Origin of the sequence: Streptomyces sp. NPDC057694, assembly GCF_042799415.1 — a bacterium.
GTDB lineage: Bacteria > Actinomycetota > Actinomycetes > Streptomycetales > Streptomycetaceae > Streptomyces.
The window spans coordinates 172416-190620 of the sequence record NZ_JBHVIX010000010.1; the positions used below are offsets into that span (position 1 = coordinate 172416).

General features: G+C 72.3%; 14 protein-coding genes. 4 read left to right on the forward strand and 10 right to left on the reverse strand.

What is annotated here, in order from left to right:
• Positions 1-63: 63 nt before the first annotated feature.
• The 4 genes from sbnB to ACFVDP_RS22885 are packed head-to-tail and all read right to left on the reverse strand — an operon-like array spanning position 64 to position 6683.
• A complete protein-coding gene (sbnB, locus tag ACFVDP_RS22870; protein WP_383492370.1) occupies positions 64-1083 on the reverse strand; it encodes a 2,3-diaminopropionate biosynthesis protein SbnB in 1020 nt (339 codons plus the stop codon).
• Positions 1080-2075, reverse strand: a complete 996-nt coding sequence (locus ACFVDP_RS22875; RefSeq protein WP_383492373.1) for a TauD/TfdA family dioxygenase — start codon at positions 2073-2075, stop codon at positions 1080-1082. The genes sbnB and ACFVDP_RS22875 overlap by 4 nt, the downstream gene beginning before the upstream one ends.
• A gap of 56 nt (positions 2076-2131) precedes the next feature.
• Positions 2132-4255 (reverse strand): amino acid adenylation domain-containing protein, encoded by a 2124-nt coding sequence (locus ACFVDP_RS22880; RefSeq protein WP_383492376.1) that lies wholly within the window; start codon positions 4253-4255, stop codon positions 2132-2134.
• A 4-nt stretch (positions 4256-4259) separates the two neighbouring features.
• The gene (locus ACFVDP_RS22885) at positions 4260-6683 is read right to left on the reverse strand and encodes a Pls/PosA family non-ribosomal peptide synthetase (protein WP_383492379.1); all 2424 of its coding nucleotides are present in this window, start codon (positions 6681-6683) and stop codon (positions 4260-4262) included.
• 434 nt (positions 6684-7117) lie between these two features.
• On the opposite strand from ACFVDP_RS22885, the gene ACFVDP_RS22890 reads away from it, so the two are divergent.
• The gene (locus ACFVDP_RS22890) at positions 7118-8296 is read left to right on the forward strand and encodes a YihY/virulence factor BrkB family protein (RefSeq protein WP_383492382.1); all 1179 of its coding nucleotides are present in this window, start codon (positions 7118-7120) and stop codon (positions 8294-8296) included.
• 295 nt (positions 8297-8591) lie between these two features.
• On the forward strand, positions 8592-9296 hold the full coding sequence (locus tag ACFVDP_RS22895; protein WP_383492385.1) for a helix-turn-helix domain-containing protein: 705 nt from the start codon (positions 8592-8594) through the stop codon (positions 9294-9296).
• 29 nt (positions 9297-9325) lie between these two features.
• On the opposite strand, the gene ACFVDP_RS22900 is transcribed toward ACFVDP_RS22895, so the two are convergent.
• Positions 9326-9694 carry a VOC family protein gene (locus ACFVDP_RS22900; RefSeq protein WP_383492388.1) on the reverse strand — a complete coding sequence of 123 codons (369 nt, stop codon included), beginning with the start codon at positions 9692-9694 and terminating at the stop codon, positions 9326-9328.
• 100 nt (positions 9695-9794) lie between these two features.
• Between ACFVDP_RS22900 and mmuM the strand changes: the two genes are divergently transcribed.
• A complete protein-coding gene (mmuM, locus tag ACFVDP_RS22905; protein ID WP_383492391.1) occupies positions 9795-10721 on the forward strand; it encodes a homocysteine S-methyltransferase in 927 nt (308 codons plus the stop codon).
• 22 nt (positions 10722-10743) lie between these two features.
• On the opposite strand, the gene ACFVDP_RS22910 is transcribed toward mmuM, so the two are convergent.
• The 3 genes from ACFVDP_RS22910 to ACFVDP_RS22920 all read right to left on the reverse strand — a co-directional run bounded on the left by ACFVDP_RS22910 (position 10744) and on the right by ACFVDP_RS22920 (position 13740).
• Positions 10744-11571 carry an oxidoreductase gene (locus tag ACFVDP_RS22910; RefSeq protein ID WP_383492394.1) on the reverse strand — a complete coding sequence of 276 codons (828 nt, stop codon included), beginning with the start codon at positions 11569-11571 and terminating at the stop codon, positions 10744-10746.
• A 129-nt stretch (positions 11572-11700) separates the two neighbouring features.
• Positions 11701-12636, reverse strand: a complete 936-nt coding sequence (locus tag ACFVDP_RS22915) for an SAM-dependent methyltransferase (protein WP_383492397.1) — start codon at positions 12634-12636, stop codon at positions 11701-11703.
• Positions 12637-12765: 129 nt separating this feature from the next.
• The gene (locus tag ACFVDP_RS22920) at positions 12766-13740 is read right to left on the reverse strand and encodes an NADP-dependent oxidoreductase (RefSeq protein WP_383492401.1); all 975 of its coding nucleotides are present in this window, start codon (positions 13738-13740) and stop codon (positions 12766-12768) included.
• Between the two features lie 69 nt (positions 13741-13809).
• Here ACFVDP_RS22920 and ACFVDP_RS22925 point away from each other — a divergent pair, with 69 nt between their 5' ends.
• Positions 13810-14829 (forward strand): GlxA family transcriptional regulator, encoded by a 1020-nt coding sequence (locus ACFVDP_RS22925; RefSeq protein WP_383492405.1) that lies wholly within the window; start codon positions 13810-13812, stop codon positions 14827-14829.
• Between the two features lie 12 nt (positions 14830-14841).
• Here ACFVDP_RS22925 and ACFVDP_RS22930 read toward each other — a convergent pair whose 3' ends face one another.
• Both ACFVDP_RS22930 and ACFVDP_RS22935 read right to left on the reverse strand, forming a co-directional pair.
• Complete coding sequence (locus ACFVDP_RS22930; protein WP_383492408.1) at positions 14842-16080, reverse strand: pyroglutamyl peptidase; 1239 nt, start codon at positions 16078-16080, stop codon at positions 14842-14844.
• 55 nt (positions 16081-16135) lie between these two features.
• Positions 16136-18190 (reverse strand): NAD(+) synthase, encoded by a 2055-nt coding sequence (locus tag ACFVDP_RS22935; protein WP_383492411.1) that lies wholly within the window; start codon positions 18188-18190, stop codon positions 16136-16138.
• Positions 18191-18205 lie beyond the last annotated feature (15 nt).

Sequence of the window (18205 nt, forward strand, 5' to 3'; positions counted from 1 at the left end):
CCCCCGTTGTTCATGTCCCCCTTGCCTTTCCTGTCGTGCTGCTGAGGTGCTGCCGACGTGGGGTCAGCCGTGGCGGCTCAGCTCGTGGAAGAAGCCGTCCACCACGTGCAGCCGCCCCCTCCGGGCCACTTCGTCGTGGACGAACCGGCCGACGGCGAGGTCGAGTACCCCCAGCCCGAACGGTGAGAACACCACGGTTCGGCCATCGGGGACCCGGGACCGCCCGGCGAGCACGTCGGCGAGTGTGCCGTCGATGAACTCCCTTCCTCCGGTCAGCTGTTCGGCCAGATGCGGCGAGGTGTCCGCCTTGAGACAGTGCTCGACGTCGTCGACGTAGTTGGCGGACGCGAGCAGGATCTCCGGCGCGAGGTCGCGCAGTGAGACGTGCAGCACCAGCGGGTGGTGGGCGAACCAGGCCGGGTCGTGCAGATGCGGCCGCGCGGCGACCGTCGCACAGACGATCAGGTCGTGGCCGCGGACGAGGGAGGCGGCGGTGTCGTGCACCGTGACCTTCCCCTTCGTGTCCGCCCGCTGGAGATAGTCGCGGAACCCGGCCGCGCTGTCCGGCGCCACGTCGTAGACCCCTGTCTCCTCGAACTCCCAGCCGGTGGCGACGAGATGGGAGTGGATGTAGCGGGCGATGAGCCCGGTCCCGATGAACCCGGCCCGTGTCGGCCGGGCCCGGTCACGGCTGAGCCGGTCGGCCGCGAGGGCGGCGGAGGCGGCGGTCCTGGTGGCGCTGATCACCGAACTCTCCAGACAGGCGTACGGATAGCCGGTGTCCGGGTCGTTGAGGATCAGCACGGCGGAGGCCCGGGGCAGCCCCGACGCGGTGTTCTCCGGGAAACTGGAGATCCACTTCAGGCCGTCCACGCGCAGCGGACCGCCGAGCGAGGCGGGCAGCGCGATGATGCGGTCCTTCGGCCGGTCGGGAAAGCGCAGGAAGTACGAGGGCGGGTTCACGGTGCCGCCCGTGTCGTGCAGCAGATAGACCGCCTCGATCAGCTTCCCGATCTCCGGCTCCCGCCCCTCCAGGGCCTGTTGGACCTGCTCGCCGGTGACCACGGCGAAGGTGGGCGTCATGCGCTCACCCCGGCCGTCGGCGCGCAGTCGGCGAGCCGGACCGGATCCGCCAGCGCGGCGAGCATCTCGCGCGGCCCCTCGAACGGCTCGCGGCTGTGCGCGGTGCGGATGTTGTCGACGAGCAGCAGATCGCCGGCCTGCCAGCCGACCCGGACGGTGTGCGCCGCGTACGCCTCGTTCAGGACGCGCACGACGTCCTCGCCGACCGGATCGCCGTTGCCGTAGAGGGTGTTGAAGGGCAGCCCGTCCGGGCCGTACTCCTCGACCAGGTACTCGCGGACCTCCGGCTCCATCGTCCACTCGCTGAGGAACGCGATCTGGTTGAACCAGACCCGGCGGCCGTCCGCCGGATGGCGCAGCACGGCGCTGCGGTGCTGCCGGGTGCGCAGCGAACCGTCGCTCTGCCACACGAAGTCGATGCCGTGCGCACGGCAGTACGCGGAGACGGCGTCCCGGTCGTCGGTGCCGAAGGCCTCGGCGAGCGACGCCCCGATCTCGTCGTGGTACGTCCGCGTGAGCAGCCACCCCTCCTGCTCGAACCGCTTGGCCAGATCGGCCGGGAGCGTGTCCAGGACGGCGCCCGCGTCGGCGAGACCCGTGGCGCCGCCGCTCGTCGGCGCCTCCAGGCAGGCGAAGAGCATCAGGCCCGGGAAGTCGAGGGCGTAGCTCACCTCGTGGTGCATGCACATCTGCTGGTTCGGGGGCCACTTGGTGGCCGAGTACAGGCCCTCTCCATAGGTGCGCCGGGGCGCGAAGGGTTCCGGGTCGGACATGAGGGTGTCGGCGCAGGCGCGGAAGACGGCCGCCACCGCGCCGGGAGCGGACAGGCCGAGGCCGCGGACGAGCACATGCCCGTGCTCGGCGACGGCTGCCCGCAGGGTGTCACGGCACCGGGCCGCCCAGTCGGCGGGATCACCGTCGAACTCGGCTGTCAGCAAAGGCGGTTGTCCGGGTGAGAGACGGAGGTGCGGGGTCGAGCTGGAGAGCGGCATGCGGGTGCTGCTCCTTTCGGATGCCTCGGTACAGATGCCTGGTTCTGTTGCCTGGTTCAGTGGCCCGGTCCGGATGCCCGGTCGAGCAGGACGGCGAGGTCGGCGAGGACCGGCTGCCGGGTGACGTCCTTGAGGGTGACCACCCGGTCCAGGGCGATCGCGAGCTTCACGGCGGCCAGCGAGGTGCCGCCGAGATCGAAGAAGTGGTCGTGGCGGCCAATGCCCCCGACGGGCACCCCGAGCACGTCGGCCCAGGCGTCGGCGACCCGGCGCTCGGCGTCCGTGCGGGGCGGGTCGCCCGCCGTGCCGTCCAGCTGCTCGGCGAGCGCGGTGAGCGCGCGGCGGTCGATCTTGCCGTTGCCGGTCAGCGGCAGCCGCTCCCGCCAGTGCACCGCGTACGGAACCATGTAGTGCGGCAGCGAGACGGCCAACTGCTCCTTCACGTCGACCTGTTGGCCTCCCGCGCAGAACGCGGCCAGTTGCGTGCCGCGCACCACGACCACCGCGCCGTCGCGGACGCCGGCCACCCGCAGCAGCGCGTTCTCGATCTCGCCGAGTTCGACGCGGAAGCCGCGGATCTTCACCTGGTTGTCGCGCCGCCCCAGGAACTCCAGCTTCCCGTCGGGCCGCCAGCGTCCGTGGTCGCCGCTGCGGTACAGGCGCTCGCCCGGCCGGTGGGGGTCCTCGGTGAACGCCGCCTTCGTGCGCTCCGGGTCGTTGACGTAGCCGCGCCCGACGCACACCCCCGAGAAGACGATCTCGCCGGGCGCGCCGAGCGGCACGGGCAGCAGATCCTCGTCGACGACGTAGACCCGCACGTTGGCGACCGGCGGCCCGAGCGGCACCCGGTCCCCGTCCGGGGCCCGCTCCAGCACCTCGTGGTTGGTGTCGTCCGACGTCTCCGTCAGGCCGTACGCGTTGACGAGCCGCACCCCGGGCCGGGCCGTGAACCAGCGCCGTACGAGTTCGGCCTTGACGGCCTCACCGGTCACCGACACGCAGCGCAGATCGGGGAGTTCGCGCGGCCGCTGCCCCCATTCGGCGAGCACGGCCTCCAGGTAGGACGGCACGACCTGGAGCACATTCACCCGCGCGCGCTCGACGGTCTCCACGAACCGCGACACGTCCAGGATCGTCTCCTGCCCGATCACGCAGGTGCGGCCGCCCGCGACGAGTGCGGCGACCAGCTGCCACAGCGAGATGTCGAAGCACTGCGGCGCGGTCTGGGCGACCACGTCGCCGACGCCGATGTCCAGGTCGGTGATCTTGGCGAGTACGTGGTTGAGGAACCCGGCGTGCTCGCACATCGCGCCCTTGGGTTCGCCGGTCGAGCCGGACGTGAAGTAGATGTAGGCGAGCTGCGAGGCGGCGACGGGGACACCCAGATCGGTGTCGGAGTGCCCTTCGGCGCAGGCGTCCGCGACGGACAGGGTCCGGACCGGGCTCGGAGCGTCGTCCGGGTCCTGGGTCTCGGCCGGGTTCTCGGTCTCGGCCGGGCTCCGGGTGTCGGCGACGACGAGTGAGCAGTCCGCCCGGCCGAGCATCCCCGCGATCCGTTCCTCGGGAAAGTGCGGCTCGACCGGCAGGTACACCCCGCCCGCCTTGAGCACGCCGAGCACCGCGGCCATCCACTCCAGGCCCCGGTCGAGGACCACGGCGACGACCCCCTCGGGCCGCAGACCGCGCGCCAGGAGGGCCCGGCCCACCTGATTGGCGCGGGAGTTGAGCTCGGCGTACGTCCACCGACGCTCCCCGTGCACGGCGGCGACGTCCCCGGGCCGCCCGGCCGCCTGCTCCTCGAACAGCTCGTGCACCCGCCGGTCGGGCAGCGTGCGGGACGGTCCCGCCAACTCGTGCAGCTGATAACGGAGTTCCGCCTCGGAGAGCAGGTTCCGGCGGCGCGGGGCTGTGAGGGCGGTGACGTGATAGCCCGCGATCCGCTCGGCCGCGGCCCGGTCGTACAGCTCGGGGCGGTGGCGCAGCAGCAGGGTGTGCCGCGGGGTGACGCTCACCCGCAGCGCACGCTCGTCGTGCTCGGCGGACAGCGCGGTGAGCACCCGCTCGTGCGCGGCCTCCACCGCGCCCCGGGGCACCAACAGGCCCTTGGGCAGCGGTACTTCGAGTTCCTCGTAGCCGTGGTCGTCGTAGGCGGTGTCGCGGTGTTCGGTCCGTGTGGTCATGGTGTTACCTCCCCACCGCCGGGTTGCCGCCCCAGTGCGCCCCCGGTGGCATCTGCTCGCCCTTCATCAGGAAGGAGTCGGGGGCGAGCACCGCCGCGTCTCCCATCTCCACGCCGTAGTGCACGAGTGCGCCGGTGGCGAGCGTGCAGCCCGCGCCGATCACGATGCGGTCGGACTTGAAGGTGCCGTCCTCCTGCGAGTGCGCCTGCACCTTGGTGTGCGCGCCGAGCGTGCAGTCGTCGCCGATCGTCACGAGCGTGCGCTCGGTGATGTTCGCGCCGTCGTCGAAGACGCGGCGTCCGATCCGCACGCCGAGGGCCCGCCACACCAGCGCCTTGAACGGTGTCCCGTTGAAGATCGCCAGATGGTTGTCCGGCGTCTTCCACAGCCGTTCGTGCCACCAGAAGTACGGGTCGTAGATCGAGCAGATCTGCGGCCGCAGCGGCCGGAACCGGCAGATCAGCCGCTCGATGAACACGTAGTAGGAGGTGCTGAACACGAGCCCGAGCAGCATGGCCGCGCCGACGAACAGGGCGGCGGCCCCGCCGTACGTGTCGTACAGGTCGAAGGCGACGAGCGCGATCAGCGAGATCACGAACCAGTGCAGCCAGCGCAGGCCCAGGAACAGGCCCATCGTGCGCAGGTTGGAGCGGTTCTTCGCGGCGAGCCGGCGCCGCAGCTCGTCGCCCTCGCGGAGGTGGTCGAAGCGGCTGTCGCGCTCCACCGAGCGCGGGATCTCGAACGCCGGCGAGCCGAGCAGCCCCACCCCCTCGCGCACCTTGCCGTCCAGCGGTATCAGCACCTTGGTCGCCAGCAGGCAGTTCGCCCCGGTGCGGGCGCCCGACGGGTAGACGACGTGGTTGCCCACGAAGTTGTGGTCCCCGATCGCGGCACGCGCGACGCGGAACGAGGTGGCCGAGAAGTCGGTGTTGACCACCGAGAGGCCGTCGGCGACCATCGTGCCGCTGCCGATCGTGGCCAGGTACGGCGTCTCGTGCTGCACCTCCGTGCCGAAGTTGGAGCCGGTCTGCTCGACGTGCGACAGGTCGTAGCCGATGGCCTTCAGATATCCGGTGATGTACGAGCTGTCGCCGCACAGCCACTTGAAGAACTTGACGTTGGTCATCCGTGCGATGGTGCGCTGCACCGAGTAGTGGAAGCCGTACAGCGGATAGACCCGGTCCTCGCGCAGCAGCGGTCGCAGCGCGCGCGGCACCAGTGCCACGGTGGCGAAACCGACCACCAGGAACGCGGCGAACCCGACGACCGACAGGCCGAGCGCCTCGACGTAGAACACCGGCGACGTCAGATCCTCCGAGTCCGGCGAGAGCAGCGCGCCCAGCGCGGGCACCTTGGTCAGCAGCAGATACGTCCCGCCCAGCGCGAGCGGCGTCCACAGCAGCAGCGCCGGCACCAGCGCGCCGAGCGCGTATCCGATCCGGCGGACGGCCGACGTGCCGGCGGGCGGTACGCGGACGTAGTCGACGTCCGTGCGCCGCGCGGGGGAGCCGTGCCAGCGCTCGCCCGCCGGGACCGCGGCCCCGTCGTACAGGGCGGAGGCATGGCCGAGCTGGCTGCCGTCACCCATCGACGTACCGATGTCGAGCACGGTCTTCTCGCCGACGTACACGTCCCGGCCGATGGTGACCGGGCCGGTGCGGATCATGCCGGCGTGCGCCCGGTAGCCGAGGAACGTGGCCTCCTTGCGGAGCACCGTCCCCGCGCCGATCGTCACCAGGTCGGTGCAGACCGGGACGGCGCGCGACAGGATCGTCACGCCCGGGCCGATCCGCGCGCCGAGCAGCCGCAGGTAGAGGACGTACAGCGGGTTGCCGACGAAGAGCATCAGCGGGTTGGTGTGCAGCAGCACCCGCACCGTCCACAGCCGCACGTACGCGAGGCTCCACACCGGGAACTCGGTGGCGCGCCAGCGGCCGACGAGCAGCCACTTCGCCACGATGGGCAGCACACAGGCGGCGGCGAACAGCGCCGCGCCGAACGCCAGCGAGCGCAGGTACACGTCGACGACGCCGGAGGCCGAGGAGATCCACGCGTAGCCGTGCGCGGTGACGAACCCGGCGAGCGCGCAGTACCCGGCGAAGACCAGGAACTGCAGCACGCCGCAGAGCACATGACGCCGGTCGTTCCCCGGCGGCGGTGGCGGTTCCGGCTCCGCCGCGCGGGCCGGCGCGGCGGCGGGCGCCGAGTCGAGCGCGGCTGCCAGACTGCGGATCGTGGGGTGCCCGTAGACGTCCCGCATCGACACCGACGGGAGATCGGTGCGCTTGCGGACACGGGCACAAAAGTGCGCCATCACCAGAGAATTGGCACACAGGTCGTCAAAGAAATGACTATCGGGCGGCACATGGTCCTGCCGCACGACACCAGCCAGAACTTCGGCGAGAACGCGTTCGGTGCCGTTCGCCACTTGTGCTCCTCGTGGTTAATCCTGTTGTTTCTGAAAAGCAGGAGCAAACGGTGAATTGCACGCCTCGGCCGGTCGCGCTTCTGCAACGGGCATGGCCCGAAACCCCCGATGTCCCCCCAGGTGCGCTGCGCTCGCACGGCCCCCCGCCGGGCGCAACGAATACAATCCGGATTCTTTCTAGAATTTCATGAACGGTGCAACCCGGATTCGACGTTTGGCGCTTTCCTGTTCCCCTGTTCTGACGCGGTCATGTCGTTCGTGCCTCGATATGGCCTGCCCCGCCGGGGAACTCACCCGAAAAGACGGCCAAGGGTCGCCGTACGGTTCCCGGAACGTCCCCACACCATTCGGCCAGTGCGGTCCGGCGGCGGGGCGGCGTGCGGGGCCCGGCACCGGGGATGAGTGCCGCCGTCTGTGACGGATACCTTTAGGACGTGCAGCCAGCAAGTGAATCCCCCCAGCGGCAGGGCCGTCTCCACCGCGCGCGTGTGCTCTACCAGAACGTCTCCAAGCGCAGGACCGTTTGGCTGCTCCTCAAGGACACCGTCAACTCCTGCATGGAGTACCGCGTCCTGGGCCTCGCCGCCGAGGCCGCGTTCTTCACCCTGCTGTCGGTGCCGCCGCTGCTGTTGTCGCTGGTCGGGCTGCTCGCGTACGTCGACGCGTGGACCGGCGCCAACACCATCGAGGGCGTCCGCGACAACATCCTGGAGGCCTCCCGCACGGTCCTCACCGATCAAGGCGTGAAAGAGATTGCGGAACCGATCCTGGACGACGTCCTCAAGGGCGGCCGGCCCGATGTGATCTCCATCGGCTTCCTCATCTCGCTGTGGTCGGGCTCGCGCGCGGTCTCCACGTTCGTGGACACGGTGACGGTGATGTACGGCCTCGACGGCGTACGCGGCATCGTCAAGACGCGGCTGCTCGCCTTCCTGCTCTTCATGGTGGGGCTCGTCGTCGGATCGGTCGCGCTGCCCCTGATGATCGCCGGACCGGACGCCGTGATCGCCCTCGTGCCGTGGTCGGAGACGCTCGTCCAGATCCTGTACTGGCCGGTCGTCCTCGTGCTGTCGATCGCCTTCCTCACGACGCTGTACCACGTGTCGGTGCCGGTGCGCTCGCCCTGGATCGAGGACGTTCCCGGAGCGCTGGTGGCCCTCGGGATGTGGATCCCGGGCAGCTTTCTGCTGCGCCTGTACCTCACGAACACCATCGAGGGCCCCACGATCTACGGCTCGCTCGCGGCGCCCGTCGCGGTGCTGCTGTGGATCGGGGTCTCGGCCTTCGCCGTGCTGGTCGGGGCCGCGGTGAACGCCGCGATCGACCGGGTGTGGCCTTCCGTGGCCACGGCCGCGGCGCGGGCCGCCAACGAGCGGGGGCGGGGGGCTGGCGCCGGGCGCCGGGATGCGCCGGCCGGGCCGGGATCCTTCGGCTCCGGCCTCTCCGACGACTCCGACGACACGGACGACGCCGACGGGCTCGGGGATCCGGACATGCCGTCCGAGTTTCCCGAGCGCTGGTCGAAGTTTCTGCCGCCCGAGGACGTGACGTCGCGCTTGCGGACGTCCCACTCGCGCCGAGGCGAGGTGCCTCCGGAGGACGGGGAGTCCTGATGCCCCCGCCGCCTTGGGCGTGCCTCCGCCGTCTTGGGCAATCTGCCGCCTGGGGCGGCAGGGTGGGCAAGGCGGCACCCCGGCGCGGGGCTAGCGCCTAATGGGCGGCCAGTACAGCGCCGTTTGCGGGTGCGGCCCCGGTGGGGCTTCTCGCGCAGTTCCCCGCGCCCCTGGGTCGTTGTCGGCTGACGGTCGGAGGGGCTTCTCGCGCCCACGCGGCGGAGCCGCAAATCGACACGGCCCCGCGCCCCTGGCGGGGCGCTCGTTGCCGCGCCTTGCGGTCTAGGCTGGGTTTATGGACGGCGGTTACGCGGAGCGGAGCGCCCGGGTGCCGGGGGCCGTGGTGTGGAGGCGGACGCTCGATCCGGCGGACGGGCCCGTGGCGCCCGTGCTGCCCGACGGCTGCATGGATCTGCTGTGGCTGGAAGGAGGGGCGGGGGAGTTGCGGGTCGCGGGTCCCGACACCCGGGCCCACCGTCCCGCCGCGGACACCGTCACCCGGTACACGGGCATCCGGTTCGCCCCGGGCGCGGCCCCGGCCTGGCTGGGCGTCCCGGCCCACGAACTGCGCGACCGCGGCGTCGGCCTGGCCGACCTGTGGCCGTCCGCGCGGGTGCGCCGTCTCACCGAACGGATCGGCGCCGCCGCCGACCCGGCCGCCGAACTGGAGGCCGTCGCCGTCGGGCTCGCGGGGGCGGCGGCCCCGCCCGACCCGCTGCTCGCCGAGATCGTGCGCGCGCTGCGCTCGGGCGCGACCGTCGCCGAGACCGCGCGCCGGACGGGCCTCGGCCCGCGACTCCTGCACCGCCGCTCCCTGGCGGCGTTCGGCTACGGCCCCAAGACGCTCGCCCGCGTCCTGCGCCTCCAGCGCGCCCTCGCGCTGGCCCGCGCGGGCGTCCCCTTCGCCGAGACGGCGGCCCGCGCCGGATACACGGACCAGGCCCATCTCTCCCGCGACGTCAGGGACTTGACGGGCCTGACGCTGCGCCGCCTCCTCTGATCCCGGGTCCGGGCGCCGCACCGGACCCGTCAGGCGAACAGGTCGATCTGATTGCCGTCCGGGTCGTGCACCACGGCGTAACGCTGTCCCCAGGGCGCGTCGAACGGCTTGCTCTCGCCGTGGTGGCCGGCGGCCGTCACCCGCTCGTACGCCGCGTCGACCCCGGCGGCGTCACCGCAGTGGAAGGCCAGCGCGATCCGCCCGTGGCCGCGGTCCGCCGCGCCCTCGTCCGGGTCGAACATGAGCCGGATCCCACCCGCCAGTTCCGTCTCCACGTGCGGCTGCTGCTCGGCGCCCTCGGGGAACGCGAGGCCGAGGAGGCGGTAGAAGGCGAGGGACGCGGCCAGATCGGAGGCGGCGACGCCGATGGCGTCCATCCGCATGCTGATGTCGTTCATGCGCCTCACGGTAGGCGGACGGCGCGCGGCCGGTCTTGTACGAAACGGACGCCGCGGGGCGGAGGCGAGTGCGACGTCGGGCCGCAGTAGCGTCGGGCCCATGAACACCAGCGCGTTCCCCGACGGCCCCGGCTCCCTGGCGTTCGCCCTGCGCGGCGACGCGGCGATCGTCCTCGACGGCGGACTGTCCAATCAGCTGGAGGCCGCCGGGCACGACCTGAGCGACGAGCTGTGGTCGGCGCGGCTGCTCGCCGAGCATCCCGAGGCGATCGTCGCCGCCCACCGCACCTACTACGAGGCGGGCGCGAGCGTCGCCATCACCGCGAGCTACCAGGCCACGTTCGAAGGGTTCGCGCGGCGCGGCATCGGACACCGGCGCGCGGCCGAACTGATGGCGTCGAGCGTGGAGTCGGCCCGCGAGGCCGCACGCCTGGCGGATGCCGCGCGGCCGCTGTGGGTGGCCGCGTCCGCGGGCCCGTACGGGGCGATGCTCGCCGACGGCTCGGAGTACCGGGGCCGGTACGGGCTGAGCGTCGCGGAGCTTGAGCGGTTCCACCGGCCGCGCCTCGAAGTGCTGGCCGGGGCACGGCCGGACGTCCTCGCCCTGGAGACCGTCCCCGACGCGGACGAGGCCCGCGCACTGCTGCGGGCGGTGCGCGGACTCGGGGTCCCGGCCTGGCTCACGTACAGCGTCGACGGCGACCGCACCCGCGCGGGCCAGCCGCTCACCGAGGCGTTCGCCCTCGCCGCCGAGGTCCCGGAGATCATCGCCGTCGGGGTCAACTGCTGTGTCCCCGAGGACGTCGACCGCGCCGTCGAACTGGCGGCCGAGGCCACCGGAAAGCCGGTGGTGGTGTACCCGAACAGCGGCGAGACCTGGGACGCGGACGCACGCCGCTGGACCGGGCAGGCATCGTTCCCGGGGGCCCGTGTCACCGGCTGGCGGGACCGGGGCGCGCGACTGATCGGGGGGTGCTGCCGGGTGGGCCCCGGGGCGATCGCGGAGATCGCGTCGAGCCTCGCGTGAGCCGGGGCGGCGGGCAAGCCTCTCAGTCGCCGAAGGCGGTCGCCCGGGTCACCTTCTCCCACGCGGTGATCTCGGCCCGCACGGCATCCAGATGCCCGAGCAGCATGTCCACCCCCATGTCCCCCAGCGGGAGCCGCAGGGGAGGCGCATCGGAGTCCAGCGCCGAGACCACCGCGGCCACGGCCTTGGCCGGGTCGCCGGGTTCGTTCCCGGTCGCGGCGCCCGCCGTGGCGAGGAAAGCGCCGACCGTCCGCTCGTAGTCGGCGATCTCCCCGCTCGTCGTGTTGCTGAACATCAGGTTCGTACGGAACGCCCCCGGTTCCACGATCAGCACCTTGATGCCGAGCGGCGCCACTTCCTGGGCGAGCGCCTCCGAGCACCCTTCCAGCGCGAACTTCGTGGCGCTGTACGCCCCGACCCCGGGGAACGAGGCCTGCCCGCCCATGCTGCTCATCTGCACGATCTCTCCCGAGCGCCGGGCCCGCATGCCCGGCAGGACGGCGCGCACCAGCGCCGCGGGGCCGAAGAAGTGCAGATCGAACAGCGAGCGCAGCTCCCCGTCCGTGGCCGCCTCGGCCGCGCCGACGTGCCCGCGCCCCGCGTTGTTCACCAGCACGTCGATCCGGCCGTGCCGGGCGAGGACGCCGGCGACGGTCGTGTCGATCGCCGTCAGGTCCGTCACGTCCAGCGCTACCGCCTCCACCTGCCCGGGATGGGCGTCGACCAGGTCCGTCAGCTCCTGTGGCCTGCGGGCGGTGGCCACGACCGTGTCACCCCGCTCGGCGGCCGCCGCGGTGAAGGCTCGCCCGAAGCCGCTGTTCGCGCCGGTGATCAGCCAGACCTTGCCCATCGTCCACCCCAACTCGTCGGCAGAACCGGGACGTTGCCGCCCCGCTCGGTCTCCAGGCTGGCGTGGGCGGGCACCCCGCGTCCAAGTCCCTCTGTCATAACCAGCGGCTATGGAACCCCGCGCCCCGGCTCACGGCTTGAGCGCGACGGCCCCGTAGATGTTGATGTCCTCGTCCCGTACGTCACCGATGCCGCGCCGCGCGGCCACCTCCAGGGCGTCCTGGCCGGTCGTGTCCTCCGGTTCCAGGTCCGTGGTGTGCCAGGTGCCGTCCGGGCGCCAGCGGTGGACCGGGACCACGCCCGGGTCGACCGGCGGCAGGCCGTTGTCGGTGAGGAGGCGGAGCACCTCCGCGTGGGTGCGGAGCGTGAAGTCGAGGCCCGTCGCCCGCAGCGCGGGCAGCAGGGTGCCCGGGTTGAGGTCCGGGGTGAGGTGGGTGAGGAACACGGCGCTGCCGGACGGCAGGGCGTCGAGCAGGGTCCCCACCGTCTCGTCCGCCGCCGGGGACTCCATGAAGTGCAGGATCGCCGCGAGGCCGAGCCCCACCGGCTGCTCCAGGTCGAGGGTGGCGCGGGCCCCGTAGAGGATGGCGTGCGGGTCGCGCAGATCGGCGTCGAGGTAGGAGGTGCGCCCCTCGGGGCCGCCCGTCAGCAGCGCGCGGGCGTGCGCGAGCACCACCGGGTCGTGATCGACGTACACGACGCGCGCGTCGGGCACGACGGACCGGGCGATCTCGTGCACGTTCGGCGACGTGGGCAGCCCGGTGCCGATGTCGAGGAACTGGCGCAGGCCCGCCTCGCGGGTCAGATGCAGCACCGCGCGCCGGATGAAGTCCCGGTTGTGCCGCACGTCGAGGTAGCCGCGCGGATTGCGCTCCAGGGACTTGAGGGTGACCGCGCGGTCGACGGGGTAGTGGTTGCGGCCGCCGAGGAGCGCGTCGTAGACCCGCGACGGGTGGGGGCGTGTGGTGTCGATGCGGTCGCGGACGCGGGCGGCGGTCTCGGCGTCCGCCTCCGTGTCTTTGTCGAGGTCGGGGGAGGTTCTCGGGGACGGTGCGGAGTCGGCCATCGGGTGTCCCTGTCGCGGTCGTGGGGGCAGGTGAGGAGGGTCGGGCAGGGCACACGGTAACCCGGTGCCCTGTGCGACAAGTCCCCTTCGGCCCAGGCGCGTTGGAGAGACCCGGGGTGACAGCGGTGGTTACGGACGGACCGTCAGCACCAGCTTGCCGGTGACCCGGCCCGTCTCGCCCTCCTCGTGCGCCTTCGCGGCGTCGGCGAGCGCATACGTCCCCGAGACGTGCACCCGCAGCTTTCCGGCGTCGACGAGACCGGCGACGGCCCGCATCCCCGCCTGGTCGTGCTCGACCAGCATGGCCGTGGCCCGCACCCCCAGCTCCCGGGCCCGCTCCGGGACCTCCCCGAAGCCGTTCGGCAGGATCGAGACGAGGATGCCGCCGGGCCTGAGGACCTCCAGCGAACGCAGCCGGGTCTCCTCGCCCAGTGTGTCGAGGACGACGTCGATGTCGCGGGCCTCGGCACGGAAGTCCTGGGTGCGGTAGTCGATGACCTCGTCGGCGCCGAGCGACCGGACGAAGTCGTGCTTGGGCGCCGAGGCCGTGCCGATCACGTACGCGCCGCGCGCCTTCGCGATCTGTACGGCCACGTGGCCGACGCCGCCCGCGGCGGCGTGCACCAGCACGCGCTGGCCCGGCCGCACGTCGGCCAGGTCGACGAGGGCCTGCCAGGCGGTGAGGGAGACCAGCGGCAGCGCGCCCGCCTCGACGTGGCCGAGCCCGGCGGGCCTGGGCACGAAGGCGCGGGCGGGCCCGGTCACGTACTCGGCGTGCGAACCGGCGCCGTACGGGTACGGCAGCATCCCCATGACCTCGTCGCCGGGCTTGTGCAGGGCCACACCCACGCCGACGGCCTCCACGACGCCGGACACGTCCCAGCCGAGCGTGAACGGCGGCGTGCGCAGGAAGGCGCCGAACCTGCGGTGCTTCCAGTCCGTCGGGTTCACCCCCGCCGCGTGCACGGCCACCAGGATCTGGCCGACGCCGGGCTCCGGCCGGGCGGTCTCGATCTCCTGGAGCACGTCGGGCTCGCCGAGGGCGTCCTGGCTGATGGCCTTCATGGTGGGCTGTGCGGTCGTGTCACCGCTGTTCTTGGTCATGCGTCCAGCCTGCGCCAGGGCCACCGCACCGGCAATGGCAAGATGGTCATTAACCGATAGGATCGTGCCATGTCCGCGACCCCTTTTTCTCCCGGCTCCGTCCAGCCGGTCGACTTCCGTGCGGCCCCGCCGCACCGCGTCGTCGTGCTCGCCCTCGACGGCGTCTACCCCTTCGAGCTGGGCATCGCGAACCGGGTCTTCCCGATGGTCCCGGGCGCGTACGACGTGGTGACCTGCGCGGCCGCGCAGGACCGCACGGTGGCGACGAACGCCGACTTCACCATCACGGTCGGACACGGCCCGGAGGCCCTGGAGACGGCGGACACGGTGATCGTGCCCCCGTTCGACCTGCGCTTCCTCTCGGCCGAGCTGCCGGATCCGGTACGCGCCGCGCTCGCCCGGATCCGGCCCGGCACCCGCATCGTCTCCATCTGCACGGGCGCGTTCACGCTCGCCGCGGCGGGCCTGCTCGACGGGCGGCCCGCGACGACGCACTGGGCGCTCGCCGACCTGTTCCGCCGGATGTTCCCGCACATCGCCCTGGACCCGGACGTGCTCTTCGTCGACGACGGCGACGTCCTCACCTCGGCGGGCGCCGCCTCCGGTGTCGACGTGTGCCTGCACGTGGTCCGCTCCGACCACGGCAGCGCGGTCGCGAACCGGGTGGCCAAGCACTGCGTGGTACCGCCGTGGCGGGAGGGCGGCCAGGCCCAGTACATCGAGCAGCCCATGCCCGACGACAGCGGGACCGGCACCGCCGACACCAGGTCCTGGGCCCTGTCGCACCTCGAACGGCCGCTGAAGCTGGGCGAGTTGGCCGATCACGCCCGGATGAGCCGGCGCACGTTCGCCCGGCGTTTCCAGGAGGAGACCGGCACCAGCCCGGGCCGCTGGATCGTCCAGCAGCGGGTGCACCGGGCCCGGCAGTTGCTGGAGACCAGCGACCTGCCGGTGGACCGGATCGCGGCGGAGGTGGGCTTCGCCACGGGGACCTCGCTGCGCCAGCACCTGCATGCGGCCATCGGGGTGTCGCCGCGGGACTACCGGCGGACGTTCAGGGCGGGTGCCCTGGAGGAGTCCCGCGGCTGAGCCGGACGCCCCTTACAGCGCCGCCGTCACGATCGCCCGCAACTGCGCCACGATGGTCACCCGGTTCCGTACGAACTCCGGGTCGGTCACGGTCCCCGTCGCCGGGTCCGTGTTGGTCTCCGCGAACTGCAGCACCGGCGTGTGGACATGGCCGCCGGGAAGGGTGTCGTGCAGGCCGAGGCGGTCGCGGAGCAGGGTCGCGCGGTAGGCGATCTCGTTGGAGAGATAGTCGCCGCCGCCACCCGCGCGGGCCGTCGAGCCGGGGGTCGGGCCGTCCGGACGGACGACCGGGTCCGTGCCGCCCGCCGGGATCTCGGTCACCGACGTGTGGTCGTAGACCGGGAAGGCGCCGGTGTCGGCGGCCGTGATCTTCGCGTACGGCAGTGTCGTCGACGTCCATTGCGGCTGGGTCGCCGGATCGGAGACGGGGACGGTCTCCGTGCGTGAGACGTTGTCGTTGTCCGGATAGCCGCCCCGCCAGGCGCCGTTGGTGCGCTCGATGTCGAAGCGGCCGACGCGGCCCTGGCTGACCGTGGTGAACAGGTCGGCCTTCGGCAGGACCCCCTTGAGCGCGCGCTCCACGGTGCCGTCGGCGAAGTCCTGCCACAGGACGGGGAAGGTGACGGCCTCGACGCGGGCGGGCCCGTCCGCCGTCCTGACCACCGTGCCGTCGAGCGCGAGGGCCCCGGCGCCGGACGGATTGGAGCGACGTACGTCGATGTCGAGCTGGAACGGGTCGAAGCCGGTCACGAAGACCCGCTTCAGTCCCTTGCCGCGTGGATACCCGACGTCGCTCCGCCCCCGCGAGGTCTCGTCGAGCCGGTCGAGAAGGGCGTCCCTGCGGGACTCGCCCAGCCCGAACTCCGGCTCCCAGGCTCGCAGTTCACGCGTCATCGACAGCCGCGCCCAGTACAGCGGCCGGTCGTCGTCGCGGCTGAGGTCACCGCCGGCCGGGCCGCGCCCCTGTACCCGGTCCACGGCCCGGCGCCACAGCCGCTCGCCCTCCCGCCCGACGATCTGCTCGGCCTGCCGGTACGTACGGGCGTCGGTCAACGCCCGTACGAACCGGGGCCGTATCGCGTCGAAGCCCGAGCGGCGCAGGATCTCCTGGGGCGCGGCCCGGTCGAGCCGGGCCTCCTCGACGGTGTCGGTGGTGCTTGTGGGGGAGGCGGCGGCCGCCGGCACCGGAGCGGCGAGCCCCGCCAGCAGTGCGAGACCAACGGCGGTGAGACGAACACGTGGCGCTCTCAAGGGAGTTCGGTCCTCTCGGTCGACGATCAAGACGTCCGAGAGGACCGTAGCGCGATCAGTCGCCGATGTCGGCGGGGTCCCAGCGGTCCAGGTCCCGCAGCCAGGCCCGCGCCGAACTGTCCGACGGCATCCGCCAGTCGCCGCGCGGCGAGAGCGAACCGCCGGCCGACACCTTCGGCCCGTTCGGCATCGCGGACCGCTTGAACTGGGCGAACTGGAAGAAGCGACGGCAGAAGTACTCCAGCCACTGCCGGATCTCGGCCAGGTCGTACGCCTTGTGGTCCGCGTCCGGGAAGCCGGGCGGCCACGCGCCCGCCGTGGTGTCCCGCCACGCGTGCCACGCCATGAAGGCGATCTTCGTGGGCCGGAACCCGTACCGCAGCACGTAGAACAGCGTGAAGTCGTGCAGCGCGTACGGCCCGATCTTGTCCTCGGTGGACTGGAGTTCCTCGCCGGGCACCAGCTCCGGGCTGATCTCGGTGTCGAGGATCGCGGTGAGGATCTCCCCGGCCTCGTCCCCGAACTGCCCACTGCTGACCACCCAGCGGATCAGGTGCTGGATGAGCGTCTTCGGCACGCCGCTGTTGACGTTGTAGTGGCTCATCTGGTCGCCGACGCCGTACGTGCACCAGCCCAGCGCCAGCTCGGACAGGTCGCCGGTGCCGAGCACGATGCCGCCGCGCTGGTTGGCCAGGCGGAAGAGATAGTCGGTGCGCAGGCCCGCCTGGACGTTCTCGAAGGTGACGTCGTAGACCGGGTCGCCGCCCGCGAACGGGTGGTCCATCTCCTTCAGCATCAGCCGCGCGGTGTCGGTGATGTCCAGCTCGGCGGCGGTCACCCCGAGGGCCTTCATCAGGGCGTGCGCGTTCGACTTGGTGTGCTCGCCCGTCGCGAAGCCCGGCATGGTGAAGGCGAGGATGTCGCTGCGCGGCCGCCCCGCCCGGTCCATCGCCCGAGCGGCGACGATCAGCGCGTGCGTGGAGTCGAGGCCGCCGGACACCCCGATGACGATCTTCGGGCCGCCGATGGCGCCGAGGCGCTGCATGAGGCCCGCCACCTGGATGTTGTACGCCTCGTAGCAGTCCTGGGCGAGCCGCTCGGCGTCGGCCGGCACGAAGGGGAACCGCTCCAGGCTGCGGCGCAGGCCGAAGTCGGTCGCGGGCGCGTCGAGCCGGAAGGAGACCCGGCGGAAGTCGCCGGTGCGCGCGGTGTGCGTACGCCGGTTGTCGTCGAAGGTGCCCTGGCGCTGCCGCTCCTGGCGCAGCAGGTCGAGGTCGATGTCGGCGATCGCGGCGCGGTCGCCGAGCGGGAAGCGCTCGGTCTCGTCGAGCAGCGCCCCGTTCTCGTAGATCATCGTCTGCCCGTCCCAGGACAGGTCCGTGGTGGACTCGCCGAGTCCGGCCGCCGCGTAGACATAGGCGGCGAGGTAGCGGGACGACGCCGACCGGCACAGCAGCTTGCGGTCCTCGGCGCGGCCGACGGTGATCGGGCTGCCGGACAGGTTGGCGATGACCGTCGCCCCGGCGAGGGCCGCCTCCGCGGCGGGCGGCACCGGCACCCACATGTCCTCGCAGATCTCGACGTGCAGCACGAGGCCGGTCACGTCCTCGGCGGCGAACAGCAGGTCCACGCCGAAGGGCACCTCGGCGCCGCCGAGCCGGATCGTTCCGCCGCGCTCCGTGTCACCGGCCGCGATCTGGCGGCGCTCGTAGAACTCGCGGTAGTTCGGCAGGTACGACTTCGGGGCGACACCGAGGATCCGGCCGCGGTGCACGACGACCGCGCAGTTGTAGATCCGGTCCCGGTGGCGCAGCGGGGCGCCGACCACGAGCACCGGCAGCAGCTCGGCGGACCCGGCGACGACGGCGGCCAGCGCCTGCTCCACCTCGTCGAGCACGACGTCCTGAAGCAGCAGGTCCTCGATGGAGTAGCCGCAGAGCCCCAGCTCGGGGAAGACCGCGACGGCCACCCCGTCGGCGGCGCGCTCACGGGCCTGGCGCAGGATCGCCTCGGCGTTGGCGTGCGGATCGGCGATGGCGGCGTGGCCGGTGCATGCCGCCACCCGCGCGAATCCCTGACTGTAGATCGACCGGAAGTTCACGTGCCCCATGATGTCAAGCGGGCG